18 protein-coding genes are annotated in these 16088 nt (G+C 45.3%); 1 reads left to right on the top strand and 17 read right to left on the bottom strand.

Annotation, left to right across the window (positions count from 1 at the left end; genetic code table 11):
* Window positions 1-630: 630 nt before the first annotated feature.
* From der to BM099_RS15765, 17 genes are all read right to left on the bottom strand, one after another.
* A complete protein-coding gene (gene der, locus BM099_RS15845) occupies window positions 631-2037 on the bottom strand; it encodes a ribosome biogenesis GTPase Der (RefSeq protein WP_090729284.1) in 1407 nt (468 codons plus the stop codon).
* Between the two features lie 69 nt (window positions 2038-2106).
* Window positions 2107-3246: an outer membrane protein assembly factor BamB gene (bamB, locus tag BM099_RS15840; RefSeq protein WP_090729282.1), complete on the bottom strand. Its 1140-nt coding sequence runs from the start codon at window positions 3244-3246 to the stop codon at window positions 2107-2109.
* Between the two features lie 3 nt (window positions 3247-3249).
* On the bottom strand, window positions 3250-3900 hold the full coding sequence (locus BM099_RS15835) for a YfgM family protein (protein WP_090729309.1): 651 nt from the start codon (window positions 3898-3900) through the stop codon (window positions 3250-3252).
* A 46-nt stretch (window positions 3901-3946) separates the two neighbouring features.
* On the bottom strand, window positions 3947-5191 hold the full coding sequence (gene hisS, locus BM099_RS15830; protein ID WP_218150151.1) for a histidine--tRNA ligase: 1245 nt from the start codon (window positions 5189-5191) through the stop codon (window positions 3947-3949).
* A 51-nt stretch (window positions 5192-5242) separates the two neighbouring features.
* Window positions 5243-6178 (bottom strand): RodZ domain-containing protein, encoded by a 936-nt coding sequence (locus BM099_RS15825; protein WP_090729278.1) that lies wholly within the window; start codon window positions 6176-6178, stop codon window positions 5243-5245.
* On the bottom strand, window positions 6175-6960 hold the full coding sequence (pilW, locus tag BM099_RS15820) for a type IV pilus biogenesis/stability protein PilW (RefSeq protein ID WP_244889950.1): 786 nt from the start codon (window positions 6958-6960) through the stop codon (window positions 6175-6177). The genes BM099_RS15825 and pilW overlap by 4 nt, the downstream gene beginning before the upstream one ends.
* Before the next feature lie 36 nt (window positions 6961-6996).
* Window positions 6997-8112, bottom strand: a complete 1116-nt coding sequence (rlmN, locus tag BM099_RS15815; protein ID WP_090729276.1) for a dual-specificity RNA methyltransferase RlmN — start codon at window positions 8110-8112, stop codon at window positions 6997-6999.
* A 60-nt stretch (window positions 8113-8172) separates the two neighbouring features.
* Complete coding sequence (gene ndk / locus BM099_RS15810) at window positions 8173-8580, bottom strand: nucleoside-diphosphate kinase (protein ID WP_090729273.1); 408 nt, start codon at window positions 8578-8580, stop codon at window positions 8173-8175.
* Window positions 8581-8689: 109 nt separating this feature from the next.
* On the bottom strand, window positions 8690-8893 hold the full coding sequence (gene iscX, locus BM099_RS15805) for a Fe-S cluster assembly protein IscX (protein WP_090729271.1): 204 nt from the start codon (window positions 8891-8893) through the stop codon (window positions 8690-8692).
* An 11-nt stretch (window positions 8894-8904) separates the two neighbouring features.
* Window positions 8905-9243, bottom strand: a complete 339-nt coding sequence (gene fdx / locus BM099_RS15800; RefSeq protein ID WP_090729270.1) for an ISC system 2Fe-2S type ferredoxin — start codon at window positions 9241-9243, stop codon at window positions 8905-8907.
* Window positions 9244-11124: a Fe-S protein assembly chaperone HscA gene (gene hscA / locus BM099_RS15795; RefSeq protein WP_090729268.1), complete on the bottom strand. Its 1881-nt coding sequence runs from the start codon at window positions 11122-11124 to the stop codon at window positions 9244-9246.
* A gap of 17 nt (window positions 11125-11141) precedes the next feature.
* Window positions 11142-11675, bottom strand: coding sequence for a Fe-S protein assembly co-chaperone HscB (hscB, locus tag BM099_RS15790; protein ID WP_090729266.1), 534 nt, complete (start codon window positions 11673-11675; stop codon window positions 11142-11144).
* 19 nt (window positions 11676-11694) lie between these two features.
* Window positions 11695-12021 carry an iron-sulfur cluster assembly protein IscA gene (iscA, locus tag BM099_RS15785; protein ID WP_090729264.1) on the bottom strand — a complete coding sequence of 109 codons (327 nt, stop codon included), beginning with the start codon at window positions 12019-12021 and terminating at the stop codon, window positions 11695-11697.
* A gap of 65 nt (window positions 12022-12086) precedes the next feature.
* Window positions 12087-12467: a Fe-S cluster assembly scaffold IscU gene (gene iscU / locus BM099_RS15780; RefSeq protein ID WP_090729261.1), complete on the bottom strand. Its 381-nt coding sequence runs from the start codon at window positions 12465-12467 to the stop codon at window positions 12087-12089.
* 28 nt (window positions 12468-12495) lie between these two features.
* Complete coding sequence (locus BM099_RS15775) at window positions 12496-13710, bottom strand: IscS subfamily cysteine desulfurase (protein ID WP_090729259.1); 1215 nt, start codon at window positions 13708-13710, stop codon at window positions 12496-12498.
* 20 nt (window positions 13711-13730) lie between these two features.
* Window positions 13731-14228 carry a Fe-S cluster assembly transcriptional regulator IscR gene (iscR, locus tag BM099_RS15770; RefSeq protein WP_090729257.1) on the bottom strand — a complete coding sequence of 166 codons (498 nt, stop codon included), beginning with the start codon at window positions 14226-14228 and terminating at the stop codon, window positions 13731-13733.
* A 168-nt stretch (window positions 14229-14396) separates the two neighbouring features.
* A complete protein-coding gene (locus tag BM099_RS15765; protein ID WP_090729255.1) occupies window positions 14397-15143 on the bottom strand; it encodes an RNA methyltransferase in 747 nt (248 codons plus the stop codon).
* 116 nt (window positions 15144-15259) lie between these two features.
* On the opposite strand from BM099_RS15765, the gene BM099_RS15760 reads away from it, so the two are divergent.
* The gene (locus tag BM099_RS15760) at window positions 15260-16063 is read left to right on the top strand and encodes an inositol monophosphatase family protein (RefSeq protein ID WP_232349137.1); all 804 of its coding nucleotides are present in this window, start codon (window positions 15260-15262) and stop codon (window positions 16061-16063) included.
* Window positions 16064-16088 lie beyond the last annotated feature (25 nt).

Genomic DNA, 16088 nt, shown 5'->3' with positions numbered 1-16088 from the left:
TTCAATGAATTCACTAGGTTGCTTATCCTGATAAAGCTTTTGTAGCTTCGTCCTGACAAGCGCCCACACGAATTATCTGACCAATCTGTTAAAGAGCGCTTGAACGTGTCGTTCAAGTGAGGCGCATATTCTACCGAACGCCGCGTTGAAGTCAATCTTTATTTTGCAACTTTTCCGAAATCTTCCGGCTGCAAAACCTGACTCCAACCACCAATCACAAAACCTTGAAAAAATGTTAAATATCAAGATCTTACTAACCAGCATCTTCTCATCTCAGCTACCTGTTTGGCAGCCTCCTTGGGAAGAGGTGCGCATTCTACAGACTCCCCAAAAGGAGTCAACAGCCCTGCCTGAAAAAAGTGATATTTTTATGAAAAATGCTTCAACCCAGGCCACAAAACACAAAAAGCCTTGTTAGCAGGCACTCTATTATATAGATAACAATTCAAGCACACCTGCCGCACAGACAGACATCTATGCCTTTACCAAGAAATGATTACAAGGTGACACTTGAAAAACACATAAACCTTAAAAGGCATAATCCCCCCTTAGTGCAACCAAGGAGGGATCATTTAGAGCAATCGCATCAAAAATTATTAACAGTCTTACGACTAAATTAACCGTGCAACATTATTTTTTACGCGCTTTCTTCAACACCTTAACATGCTTCTGAAAACGTACTTTTTTCCGTTGCTGCCTGGGCGTTAACTTATTGCGTTTTCCAGCAAATGGATTATCACCCGTCTTAAACTCAAACCTTACGGGGGTTCCATGAATTCTTAGTACTTTAATAAATTTATTTTTCAAATAGCGCTTATACGACTCAGGCAGATGGTCTGTTCTATTACCGTGAACAACAATAATAGGTGGATTTGAGCCGCCCTGATGCGCATAACGCAACTTGATGCGGTGCCCACCGACCTGAGGAGGCTGATGATCAGCGACAATATCTTCAAGCAGAACCGTCAAACGATTCGTCGGCCATTTTGCCATAGCAGATTCGTAAGCTTCATTAATAGAGCCGTACATCTCGCCTACACCACTACCGTACAAGGCCGAGATAAAGTGGAATCTGGCAAATTCAGCAAAATCCAAACGCCGACGTATCTGCTCCTTAATCTCCTTCTTCTGCTCTTCCGTCATGCCGTCCCATTTATTCAGGGCTATGACCAGCGCACGACCAGTCTCCATGATAAAACCAAGCATATGCAAATCTTGATCAGTAAGCCCTTGCCTTGCATCTATCACCAAGACAACAACATTTGCGTCTTTAATCGCTTGCAGTGTTTTAATAATAGAGAATTTTTCAACAGCCTCGGTAATATTTTTCCTGCGCCTTACCCCCGCGGTATCAATTAGCGTATAAGGCTTACCATCTCGCTCATAAGGGATATAAATACTATCTCGAGTAGTACCCGCCTGGTCAAATACTATAACCCGCTCTTCCCCCAGCAACCTATTAACCAAGGTTGATTTACCGACATTGGGACGCCCTACAATAGCGATACGAACACTTCGCTCGCCTTCCTCAACTGGCGCCTCAATAGTTTCAAAAGTCGATAAACAGTGTTCAGTCAGTACAGTAACACCACGGTTATGTGCCGCAGCAATTGGAATCGGCTCACCTAAACCAATCGTGTGAAAATCAGACATCGCTATGTCAGGGTCAAGCCCATCTGTTTTATTAACAACCACATAGACTGTTTTCTCAGTGCGTCGAAGATGATCCGCAATCATTTCATCAGCAGGCATTAATCCGGCACGACCATCTACCATGAAAAAAACAACATCCGCATCTTCAATAGCCTGCAGAGACTGACGAGCCATTTCGTGGTCAATACCATGCTCATCGCCAGTGATACCACCGGTATCAATAACAATATACGCCTGCTCGCCTATTATTCCCTCGCCATACTTACGATCACGCGTAACACCTGGCATATCCGCAACTAGCGCATCTCTGGAATGTGTCATACGGTTAAACAGTGTAGATTTACCAACGTTGGGACGACCAACCAGTGCAATAACGGGTAGCATTAGGTATTACCAAAAATTAAAAAAATGCCACCCTTTTCCAAAGACAGCAAATTGCATTAAAACGGCTGATCAGTTCAATGTCAGCGCTAACAAACGCCCGGCATCCGTCAGAGCATATAAGGTACTTCCCTTAACCTTCATATCACCAACAAGTCGGGAACCAGTATCGTAACGGGCTACGAAGTGCCCATCAATTTGTGACAGAAAGTGAACATAGCCTTCGCTATCCCCGACCGCCACGGCATTGCCAATGACGGCAGGAGCTGTGATCTGACGATTCTCCAGTTGATCCTGTCTCCACACACTGGCAGCACTTCGCGCATCTAATGCCTGGACATGACCAACAGACTCGCTCACATAAATATTACCAAAACCTGCGGCAAGACTATGGTAGCTGGACATTTTTTTTGCCCAGAGCGTTTGCGCATTAAATGGATTAATAGCCACCAGGTTTCCCTGAAATCCTGCAATATAAACGACATTCTCAAACAACAATGGACGACCATCTACATCTGTCATTCTCTCAAGCTCAGAGCGACCTTGCGCAAGAGAAACATTTTGCTCCCATAAAACACTACCGCTTTCGTTATCTAACGCAACAAATTTACCATTATCCAGACCTGCCAGTGTGACGTCAGCGGCCACTATAGGTGAACTTGTACCCCGCAATGTCAATCGAGGCGCCAAACTATCATAAACCCAGCGCTGTACACCGCTTTGTAAATCCAGCGCCACTATTTGGCCATTAATAAGTTGCGCAACCACTATTTGATTATTTAATTGCGGCGCGGCCACCACCTCGGATGAAACCTGTTTCCTCCAAAGCTCAGCACCTGTAGTTGCATCCAGACAAATGATTACACCGCTTTGCGTTGCGACAGCCAGATTACTAATTCCGGCACCAACGCCTGCCAGCAATGCTACATCCAGATCTACTGACCAGAGCTTGCTACCCGTTTCAACATTGAAAGAGGATACAGCCCCATCAACGGAGGCAGCGAAAATCGAATCCCCGCTAATGGCCGGTGTCATCTGATGAAATTTATCACCCAAATCTCCGCCAATATTTGCTGACCAACGAACAACCACCTTTTTTTCTGCAGTGAAATCGACTAATTTATTGGGCTGAACTTCTTCCGACCCGCCCCAAAAACCACATCCTGACAAAGCGAGTGAAAACAATGCTATAGAAGCAATCCGACGTAACATATTCTATCCCTCGTTATATACAGCCAGGTCTTCCAGCTTCATATTCAGCAAAGGATTAGCCTCCGCATTGCCTGATGCGTCAAGAGCCTGCTGATAAGCCGCCCGAGCATCCATTTTTTCTCCACTAGCCAATAACAGATCACCCTTAAGCTCGAAAATACTACTGTTAAACTCTTTAGCGCTCAGGTTTTTAATAACCTCAAGGCCTTTTTGGTAATCTCCCATCGCCTGGTAAATACGCGTTTTACGAAGCAGTGTCACATTACGCATTTCATCTGAAGGAGCATGCGCAAGCACCCAGTCAAGTTCGGCCAGGGCCTCAGGAAACTTCCCTTGATCAACCTGTACACGCGCCATCAACAATGCGGCAAAGCGTGCATATTCGGAATTTTCAAAATCAGTTTTAAGCTCTTCCGCAAGATGCTGACTTGTTGCAATCTGATCCAAATCCTGTGTGCCGAGCGTAGCCGAAACAGCATCAAGAAGGTTTTGATAAGTAATGGAAGCACTCTCAGCATTCGTCAACTGCTGTTGCTGCCAGGTTTTCCAGGCAAATACCGCACTTAATGCAATGGCGATCATAAAAAGGAGGGACTTGCCGTTCTCTTTCCACCAACCTTTTAACGCTTCAACCTGTTCTTCTTCTGTTCGCATCTCAGACACAATAACACTCCAAATCCAAAATAAAGATCCGTTAATTCTACTTAATAAGTTGCCATTGCTGAGCAACAAGGGATGGCAAACCGGACAATGGAACCTGCGCTATTAACTCGGCTTCACTCCATAACGTCCCAACGACACCTGCTTCGCCTTTCTGTAACAGCAAAATCAGTTTCGCCCCCGTTTGACGGGCTTTACTATTAATATTTTTCAACCCGGCACAATGAGTTTTGATGCGCAACCCTGGTATCTGATCGCGCAAGAATTCCCCGCATTGCATGACATCCGATTGCGCCTCTTTTGACTCCGCAGCTATATACAGATCAAACGACACTTTTTCAGATTCAGGGATGGTATTCAACGTTTCGAGCAACAACACCAAGCGCTCTATACCCATCGCAAAACCAACTCCAGGAGTCGCCTTCCCTCCAAGCTGCTGCACCAAACCATCGTAGCGGCCGCCAGCACAAACAGTCCCTTGAGCGCCAAGTTTATCGGTTACCCACTCAAATACCGTCTTGCAGTAATAATCCAGGCCACGCACCAAGCGTGAATTTATCTCGTAATGGATACCCGCCTGATCTAATAAATCAGTTAAGCGCGAAAAGTGCTCTCGGGACTCATCATCAAGATAATCAGCCAATACCGGTGCATCTCTCAAAATCTGTTGAGTTGATTCATTTTTGCTGTCAAGTACGCGCAATGGATTGCTTTTTAATCGCCGCTGACTATCGTCATCGAGCCGATCGTGAAATTGCATCAGGTATTCAACCAGGTCTTCTTTATACTTGAGCCTATTCTCATTACTACCAAGAGAGTTCAACTGCAATGTAACTGCATCAAGAATACCAAGATTTTTCCATAAGCGGGCACTTAGCATAATGACTTCAGCATCGATATCTGCCGCTGACATACCAAATGTTTCAACACCAATTTGATGAAATTGACGATAGCGCCCTTTTTGAGGCTTTTCATAACGAAACATCGGTCCTTGATACCAGAAGCGCTGAGCCTGATTAAATAGCAGACCATGCTCTTCGCCGGCACGTACACAGCCAGCCGTACCTTCGGGTCGCAACGTCAGACTTTCACCATTGCGGTCTTCAAACGTATACATCTCTTTTTCGACAATATCGGTCACTTCACCAATAGAGCGCTTAAAGAGATCCGTTTGTTCTACAATGGGCATGCGAATTTCACTGTATCCATAACTGGATAATACAGCTCTCACCTGCCGCTCTAAATATTGCCAGACAGGCGTCTCATGAGGAAGAATATCATTCATTCCCCGGATGGCTTTAACTTTGGCCAAACTTTGTTCTCTCTTTTAAAAACGTCAATTCAAAGGAAGCGAAAATTTTGCTACATTTTTGTCATTATGAGGTGCAAGATCGACAACAACGCCATTATAAAGCACCTGATTGATAGCGGAAACACGCCCAATCAGCACACGCAAAGGCTCTTTTCCCGAAAGGCTTAATGACTGCCCCTGCTTACGCAGGTTATTAAATATAGTTTTCCCATCTGCATCCTTCACCGTAAGCCAGCAATCATCTGTAAATGTTATCTGCAACTTATCGGACACAGCTATCGGCGCATCCTCTGCTACCGGCAAACTGACATCAGTATCAGGCCCAGCATCCAGCGTGCTCTGTAAATTTGTCACATCTTCTTCAGATAAGTATTGAGGCTCTTCGGCAGTATTTTGTTCAACTAACATCTCAGCATTAGCATCTTCAGACACATCTGAACCTTCTAATGAGTCTTCTAATTTTGGTAACACTAAGGTTTTATCATCACTCATTTGTGCTGTTGAAGCGGATACAGCAGACTCCACCCCTTCAACTGGCGCAAGACTATATTGTGTTTTCCACCACCAGCCTATAGCCGAAACAATAACAAGCAGAAAAAGCCAACTTGACCAACGCATGACCGGATCACCCAGCTTAACTTGCTGCTGAATCCTTGTGACCGATCGAATCGGTTCTTTTTTAGAAGGTAACCCGCTCAATTGATCAAAAAGCTCAATCAGTGAGGATCCATCTATGCCAACTATCTTCGAATATCCGCGGATATAACCTCTGGCAAAAACAAAACTCGGAAGCTTGTCAAAACTACCCTCCTCTATCCATTGAATATAGCGAACAGGCAGGTGTAACTCTTCTGCAATCGATTGCTGGCTCAAGCCTTGAGCTTCCCGTGCGATAAGCAAACGTTCACCAGGCAGTTGCATGCCGTTTTGCACAATACTTTCATCTGGAACGCTACTCACCTAGCTGACTCCTTATACTGCATATATTCGTCGGATTCAGGATACATATTCTTTAGCAATAAAGTATATGTAGTTGCCAAGGAGACTTTATGATTCTCTCTTGCCAGCCTAATCCCAACCCACAAACTTTTAGAAGAATGATTAACTCTTTTACTATTCACCATTTCAGTAAACTGTGAAAAATACTCCTCTGCCTTAAGTATATTCCCAGTCGACAGATAAATATCTGATAACTCCACAAGCGCCAGGGGCCGGGCTCCACCCGTTTTCAATGATCTCTCAAACGCATGAATAGCGACATCATTACGCCCTATCTCCTGGTAACAACGTCCTAAATTTTCAAATGTCTGAGATCTACTATTATAGAAGGGATCTTCGGTCGCTTTCGCCAGTTCAACACAGGCTTCCTGGTAGCGTTTTTCTGAGAATAAAAACGCGCCGTAGTTATTATGAAACATCGCCGAATCGGGTTCCTGCGCAATAGCCTTCTTATAATATTGTTCTGCCAGAGCAATTTCACCTTCAACTTGAAAAACCAAACCTAAAGCGTTAAATGCAGGAGCATATGTAGGATTAATATCCAACGCCTTCTGCACAGCAGATTTCGCATTCACTGAATCACCGGTTTGAAGGTACTGCAACCCTAACGTGGTGTACGCCTGCAACGCCCCCTCAGAAGAAACCGTGTTTTTATTTATAGCAACAGAATCCGACTGTGGCGTAGCACAACCAGATAAAAAAACACCGAAAAACAACCCCATCAATATATAGGCTTTATTCACGTACGGTAACTCCTTTACGACTGGTATGAATAATAGCTAAACAGAGCTTTCCTGAACAATCGGTATATATTTTTGACTCCGGCGAGTTCTATCCTCAACCTGGCCAACCAACTGCCCACAAGCCGCATCAATTTCAGCACCCCGGGTACGACGAACGGTTGTCATAATACCCGCTTTTAACATGATTTGTTTAAATGCAAGAATAGCGTCTTCTGAAGGGCGCTCATATCCTGAATTAGGAAACGGATTAAAAGGTATTAGATTTAACTTACAAGGCAAACGCTTCAACAACCGCCCTAACTCTCTTGCCTGTGCAGGCTGATCGTTAATACCAGACATCAATGTATATTCTACTGTAATAACCCTTCTATCATTAAGTCTTTCAAGATAGCGGTTACAAGCAGCAATTAACTCTTCAATTGGATAACGCTTATTAATAGGCACCAACTGATTTCTTAATTCATCGTTCGGCGCATGCAAAGAGATCGCCAAAGAGACATCGGTCTCTTCTATTAACTTATCAATTCCCGGAACAACACCGGCCGTACTTAACGTCACTCGCCGTTTAGACAAACCGTAGGCATTATCTTCCATCATTAATTTTATGGCGCTGACGACATTATCAAAATTCATCAACGGCTCACCCATACCCATAAAAACAACGTTAGTCACACGCCTGGGCTGAGCAGGGTCCATGGGACCAAAAGACTTAATAGCTATACGTACCTGGCCGATAATTTCTGATGCGGTCAGGTTTCGATTAAATCCCTGCTTACCTGTCGAGCAAAAACTACAATCGAGTGCGCAGCCCACCTGAGACGAAATACACAGCGTTGCCCTATCCCCTTCAGGAATTAAGACGCTTTCAACACAAGAACCACCCTCAACGCGGATAACCCACTTGCGTGTGCCATCTTTAGATACATCCTGCATAACAACTTCAGGTTCACGAATTTCAGCAACCTGATTCAGCTTCTGGCGTAACGATTTACTGATATTAGTCATATCATCAAAAGTTTCAGCGCCTAACTGATGCATCCATTTCAAGACCTGAGTAGCACGAAAACGTTTTTCACCCAGCTCAGCGAAATAAGCTTCCAGCTTTTCAGGACACATCCCTAATAGATTAGTTTTGGGAATGGATTCAGTCATTATCACACCTATAAATTAAAGACATGCAGAAAAGAATTCTTCTCTGCATGCTAGCAATCATTACTTACCGAAGAAGTATGCAATTTCGCGTGCTGCAGAAGCAGCGGAGTCAGAACCATGTACAGCATTCGCATCGATAGATTCAGCGAAATCAGCACGAATAGTACCTGCTGCCGCTTCTTTAGGATTAGTCGCACCCATCAGATCACGATTTGCTAAAATTGCATTTTCACCTTCCAGCACCTGCACAACAACAGGGCCAGAAATCATGAAGCTAACCAAGTCAGCAAAGAAAGGACGCTCTTTATGTTCAGCATAAAAACCTTCTGCTTCTTCTTTGCTCAGTTGCTTCAGCTGCATTTCTGCAATTTTAAGACCCGCATTTTCAAAACGAGATTCAATTTGACCAATTACATTTTTAGCCACGGCATCAGGCTTGATAATTGATAATGTGCGTTCGATAGCCATTTGTACTTTCCCCTAAGGATATTTCTGAAAAACACGCCATTATACGCGAAGGGAACAACAAGCCACAACATAGTGTAAAAGAAACAGCCCGGTAAACCGGGCTGTATTTTTATTCATCTTGCTCTTCTATCCAAGCCATCTGGATTGCTTCCAGTATCTTCTCACCACAGCGATCGGGATCATCATCAAAGCCCTCAAGATCCATCACTTTCTGGTACAAGTCCGGGAAGCTAATTTTAAGAGGATCAACTTCCGGATACTTCTCAGTCAATTCAATCGCAATATCAAGCACGTCAACCCACTTAAGATTCATACGATCTCTCCTTAATGGCGCTCAGACACCTGATTTATAGTATAGCGAGGCAGCTCGACCACCAAATCTTCATTACCAACACACGCCTGACAACTTAAGCGAGATTCCGGCTCTAATCCCCATGCCTTATCCAGCATGTCGTCTTCAAGCTCATCCGACTCGTCAAGCGATTCAAAACCTTCACGAACTAGCACATGGCATGTTGTGCAAGCACAGGATTTTTCACACGCATGCTCAATCTCGATACCGTTGGCCAAGGCTGCATCGCAAATAGTCACGCCTGACTCAACATCTATTACCTTACCATCAGGACATAAGTCATCATGGGGTAGAAAAATAATCTGCGGCACTTATGTAATCTCCTCAATTTCCTGAATACTATGCCCCTGCAGTGCCCGCTGAATGTTCAAATCCATACGACGCGATGCAAATTCATCACTAACTTTAGCTAAACGTTCCACACCCAACTCAATTTCGCGTGCCTCGGAACCCGCTTTGACCTCTTTTAATAAGTCGATCTCAGATTCCAGCTCTTTACGCTCATCAGCGGTTAACAGCGCCTGACCATCTATTACAATTGCCTGCTCCAAAGCCGATATCAGACGATCCGCATCAACTTTTTGCTCTCGCAAGAAGCGCTTCTCTTTATCCTCTTCTGCTGAAGAGTAGGAAGCCTTCAGCATATCAGCGATCTGACCATCACTCAGACCATATGAAGGCTTAACCTGAATACTGCTTTCGATGCCCGTAGAAAGCTCTTTAGCTTCAACGTTTAACAACCCGTCAGCATCTACCTGAAACGTCACTCTAATCTTAGCCGCACCCGCTACCATTGGCGGAATGCCCTGCAGCACAAAACGAGCCAACGAACGGCAATCCTCAACCAACTCGCGCTCTCCCTGCAGAATATGAACAGCCATAGCCGTCTGCCCATCCTGAAAAGTTGTAAACTCTTGCGCTCGGGCAACGGGAATCGAAGTATTTCTATGAATAACCTTCTCTACCAACCCCCCCATCGTCTCTAACCCCAACGAGAGTGGGATCACGTCCAACAACAACATTTCGGAGTCTGGTTTGTTACCGGCCAACACATCCGCCTGGATTGCTGCGCCAATGGCAACAACACGGTCGGGATCAATATCCACATGCAATGGACGACCGAACAATGCTGCAACGCGCTCACGCACCAATGGCACCCGAGTCGAACCACCCACCATGACGATATCCTGAACATCATCCAGCGATAAGCCCGCATCTCTGATAACCCGCTTACAAGCACGCACCGTTTTATCAACAAGCACGGAGATCAGCTCATCAAACTGTGTTTTTGATACGTCTACAGACACTTCTTTACCGTCAATCTGCAGATTAATACAGGCGTTATCTTCAGCCGTTAGCTGCTCTTTAGCCTCACGTGCCTGCTCCATTAACTGACGAGAAAGAGCCGCCGTCATTGCAGTGGCCGCACCCGTTTGCGCGGCCAACCATTCAGCTAAAGCTCTGTCGAAATCATCACCACCCAGAGCGCTATCACCTCCGGTAGCTAATACTTCAAAAACACCTTTAGTTAAACGCAATACCGAAACATCAAAGGTACCACCACCAAGGTCGTACACCAGAATGACGCCTTCATCTTTCTGATCAAGTCCGTAGGCTACCGCTGCCGCCGTAGGCTCACTCAATAAACGTAATACATTAATATTAGCCAGGGTTGCTGCATCTTTTGTCGCTTGGCGCTGGGCATCATCAAAATAAGCAGGCACAGTAATAACCGCACCCACAAGGTCGCCCTTCAGCGATTCTTCTGCGCGCTGCACAAGGACTTTCAAGATATCAGCGGAAACTTCAACAGGGCTTTTCGCACCCGCTATTGTTTTTATGAAAGGCATGCCACCCTGATCTTCCTCAAACTCATACGGAAGAACTTCTCCAAAAGCAGCCACATCTTTAATTCCACGCCCCATCAAGCGCTTAACAGAAACAATGGTGTTATATGCATCGCTAGAAGCGTATTCACGCGCTGCAGCACCGACAACCACCTCATCTTCGCTTACATAGCGAACCACAGAGGGCAGCAGATGACGCCCCTCATGATCCGGAAGTGTTACTGCCTCGCCACTGCGCACAGTAGCGACCAACGAATTAGTCGTTCCGAGATCTATGCCCACAGCAAGACGGTGCTGATGCGGCAGAGAACTCTGACCAGGCTCGGCTATTTGTAGTAATGCCATAATTATATATTCACCTGTTAATCAAGCTCATTTTCAACCAGCTCAATCTCTTTTTGAAGCTTTACCATAAACTGCATCTTTCGAACGATAGCGGTCGCCGTTTTGAGCGAGGCAGCATCTCTGACATCAAAGCAGTCAGAAAACGCTTGCTGATACTCAAGCAGTTGCCCGGTCACTTTATCCATAAACAGGCCCAAAGCCTTTTCCGGCGAAACCTGCGCCTTAATATCTTCAAGGTCGTCCCTGAGCTCCATCTGCTCAAAAAGAAAAGCCGGCTCCAATTTTACGGAGGCATCGCTTATCGTATCAATACCATTCAAATGAAGTAGATATTGCGCTCGCCCCAAAGGAGACTTGAGAGTAGTGACTGCTTCGTTCAGGTACGCCGTGTATTGAACCGACATCCTTTTCTCTCGCTCAGAAAGATGAGCAAAACGATCAGGGTGCAGTGTTTTTTGCAATTCACGATAGCGTGCAGAAAGCGCTTGAAGATCAATATTATAACTTTCCGGCAAGCCCAGAAAGGAAAAATAATTCTGTTGAATATCCATACTTCTACATCAGAGACGACTAAACGTTAAAGCTTTCACCGCAGCCACATTCACTACGCACATTAGGGTTATTAAACGCAAAACCTTCGTTTAATCCTTCCTTAACAAAATCCAATTCTGTACCGTCCAGATAAGCCAGACTTTTCGGATCGATAACAACATTGATGCCGCCATCCATTTCAAAAACCTGATCTTCCGATTCCTGCTGGTCAACGAACTCAAGCACATACGCCATGCCAGAACAACCGGATGTTCTTACGCCGACACGAATGCCGAAGCCACCACCACGCTTCTGGATATAACCGGCCACATGTTTAATTGCCGCTGGTGTCATTGTAATTGCCATAATACCTTCCTACTGACCATGCATGGCATGGCCAGGTAATTCAACGCAGGCTTAATGTTATTTTATTAAGACTGCTTTTTCTTGTAATCCTCAACTGCTGCCTTGATGGCATCCTCAGCCAGAACCGAACAATGAATTTTTACAGGAGGTAACGCCAACTGATCAGCGATCTGTGTGTTTTTAAGTTCAGACGCCTGCTCTAGCGTCATTCCCTTAACCCACTCAGTCACCAGCGAGCTAGATGCAATCGCTGAACCGCAGCCATATGTCTTAAATTTAGCATCTTCAATAATGCCATCATCGCTGACTTTAATCTGCAAACGCATCACATCACCACAGGCCGGCGCTCCCACCATACCTGTACCTACGTGACTATCATTATCATCCATTTTACCGACGTTACGCGGATTCTCGTAATGCTCGAGTACTTCTTCACTATAAGCCATATCAACCTCCAATTAGTCTAAGCAATATTTAGTGGTGAACCCACTCAACTTTGCTCAAATCCACACCGTCTTTATACATATCCCACAATGGTGATAACTCACGAAGCTTACTCACTGCGGTCTTCAACTGCCCAATCGCATGATCAATCTCATCTTCTGTCGTAAAACGACCAAACGAGAAACGGATAGAGCTGTGTGCTAATTCATCACTCAACCCCAGCGCCCGCAAAACATACGACGGCTCAAGACTGGCTGATGTACAGGCAGAGCCTGAAGATACTGCCAGATCTTTCAATGACATCAACAAGGACTCGCCTTCAACAAAAGCAAAACTGATATTCAGGTTGGCAGGAACACGCTGCACAAAGGAACCATTAATATGGACTTCTTCCATATCTTTCAGGCCTTCCCACAGACGGTTACGCAGTGACAACATGTGTGCATTATCAGCAGCCAATTCCTCTTTAGCCAGACGGAATGCCTCTCCCATCCCCACAATCTGATGGGTCGGCAACGTACCAGAACGCATACCGCGCTCATGACCACCGCCATGCATAATGGCTTCCAGACGAATACGCGGCTTACGGCGCACATAAAGTGCACCAATACCTTTAGGCCCATAAATCTTATGCGCACTGAAAGACATCAGATCAACTTTCAGTTTTGTCAGATCAATTTCAACTTTACCGGCGCTTTGAGCGGCATCAACATGAAAAATAACACCTTTAGCACGGGTGATTTCGCCAATCGCTGCAATATCTGTAATCGTCCCGATCTCATTATTCACATGCATCAATGAGACCAGAATTGTATCTTCGCGAATTGCATCAGCAACCACTTCCGGATGAATCAAACCCTCTGAATCAGGATCCAGGTAGGTCACTTCAAAGCCTTCACGCTCTAACTGACGACAAGTATCCAAAACAGCTTTATGTTCAATTCTTGACGTAACGATGTGCTTACCTTTCTTATGATAGAAACGGGCAACACCTTTAATAGCCAGGTTGTCAGACTCAGTCGCTCCTGATGTCCAGACAATTTCACGTGGATCCGCACTCAAAAGATCAGCAACCTGCTTACGCGCCGTCTCGACTGCGTCTTCAGCTTTCCATCCAAACAGATGTGAACGGGACGCAGGATTCCCAAAATTACCGTCCAACGTAAGACAAGCAACCATTTTTTCCGCTACACGAGGGTCAACAGGGGTTGTTGCCGAATAATCAAAATAGATGGGTAACTTCATTCTTTAGCTCCAGCACATATTTATACAGCGGCCTTATCAGCCCGCAAAGAGTCTGTTGCAGTCAGGAATACCTGACTACTGTGGCGACGGTCTTGCCTGTCAGCCACATCTTTTACATCTTTTCTTACCACTAAATCCGCTAGTGAAATACCATTTAGAAAAGAGTGAATCTGGTTACTTAAATCACACCACAAGTGATGTGTCAGACACGTCTCTCCGCTCTGACAATCGCCTTGACGAGCACAGCCAGTCGCTTCCACGGATTCGTTAACAGCATCAACCACTTGCGCAACACTTATAGCCTGCTTCTCATGATTAAGCTGATAACCCCCACCAGGGCCCCGGACACTTTTGACCAATTCATTTCTACGTAATTTCGCAAAAAGCTGCTCAAGATATGACAGGGAAATACCTTGCCGTTCAGAGATATCCGCCAAACTGATAGGACCCTGCCCTTCATGCAGAGCCAAATCCAGCATCGCTGTAACCGCATATCGTCCTTTCGTTGTCAGTCGCATAGACACCCGCCATTCGTTCTGAATCTTAAGTGAAATTATCTATTAACCGACAATTTTAGTCAAGTATTTATCCGAGCATTTAAGTAGGACATTATTTTTTCAGGCGCTACAATTTATCACTTTTACGACACAATGTCCGTAATGATAAAAACGTAACCTTCACGCACCCTATTTCAGATCATTTTTTTTCTGAATATGACTCAACATACCGCGCAAAATATTTACTTCCACCTTATCTGGAACAGCACGCTGGAATAAGCGTCTAAGCCGTGGCATCAGATGACGCGGACTTTGCGGATCAAGAAAATCGACTTCCACCAATACTTTCTCAAGGTGCTCAAACAGTAACTCCAACTCTTTATGCTGAGAAAGCTCCACATCCCAATCTGTCCCCCATTGAGGAGCCTGAGTGCGCGCGTCAACCTCTTTCAGTTGAGCCATGCGCAACTCATAGGCAATAACCTGCACCGCAGCAGCAAGGTTAAGCGAACTAAAACCTTCAACCGATGGAATATGCACATGATGATGACACAGTTGTAACTCATCATTAGTCAAACCCCGATCTTCACGGCCAAATACGATAGCCATTTTTTGAGTATCCCGCAAAGAAGAAGCAACGCCTGCGAGCTCATGCGGATCCATAACCGGCCAGGGAATATTCCGCCCCCTCGCGCTCGCCCCCACAATCAAATGCGCATCAGCAATCGCCTCTTGCAGCGACGCCACGACGGAAGCCGAACGCAAAATATCTGCAGCACCTGCAGCACGCGCATCGGCGTCACCAGAAGGGAAAATTTTCGGTGCGACAAGAGAAAGATCACTAAGCCCCATATTTTTCATGGCGCGCGCCACACCACCAATATTGCCGGGATGCGACGTATTTACGAGAACAATACGAATATTTTCTAATTTCATAACCAACTTCACATATAAATCGACCAATAGTTTAACAGAATGACACTAAGGTGTTCTGTCAGAGGGCCAGCTTTTGTATAATTATGCTTTGCTATCCAAACTGAGCCCAAATACTAATGCAACCCATGTTAAATATAGCGCTTCGTGCTGCGCGCATCGCTGGCGAACAGATTGCACGCTCTGCTGAACGAATTGACCTGATCAAATCAGAGCAATCCAGCATCAGCGACTTCCTAAATGAAACAGCAACCAAAGCGGAACAGACGATTGCTTATTCCATCCAAAAAGCCTACCCAGCTCACACGCTGATCGGTGAATTTTCTGGCGTACATAAATCGCTGGAAGAGAACACGGATGTTACATGGCATATCAATCCGATTGACAGTGTTTCTAATTTTTCTAACGGACTCCCTGTGTTCGCCATTTGCATGTCTGCCGAAATGAAAGGCAGAATAGAGCATGCCGTTATTCTCAACCCAATTAATGGCGAAGAGTTTACGGCCAGTCGCGGCAACGGCGCTCACCTTAATGGTAAACGCCTACGCGTCAGCAACAAACGTTTACTAGAGCAAACCATCATAGGATCAAGCTTTTTAAACAGCGCATCTGAAAAAGCCCAGTTTGAAACGTTTAAACAAATTCTCTGCCAACTTCAGAGTGCTAATGCTATTTTCCACAATAGTGGATCTGCAGCATTAAACATGGCCTATACCGCTGCAGGACGCCTTGACGGGTTCATACAGATCAAGATTGACCCGCAAATACTCAACGCCGGCGCTCTAATCATTCAAGAAGCAGGCGGATTACTCGGCGATTTCAAAGGAAGTAACGATTTCCGTAAAAACGGCAACACCGTCGCCGCCAACCCTAAACTCTTCAAAGCCTTACTAAAAGCTATCCGTCAAAGCAGCGAAGACTAATCATAATTTGTTTATAAAAAAACCG

The organism is Neptunomonas qingdaonensis, assembly GCF_900113275.1.
Taxonomy (GTDB): domain Bacteria; phylum Pseudomonadota; class Gammaproteobacteria; order Pseudomonadales; family Balneatricaceae; genus Neptunomonas; species Neptunomonas qingdaonensis.
Note: the sequence above shows the minus strand (reverse complement) of the source record. Positions and strands in the feature narration are given on the sequence as shown.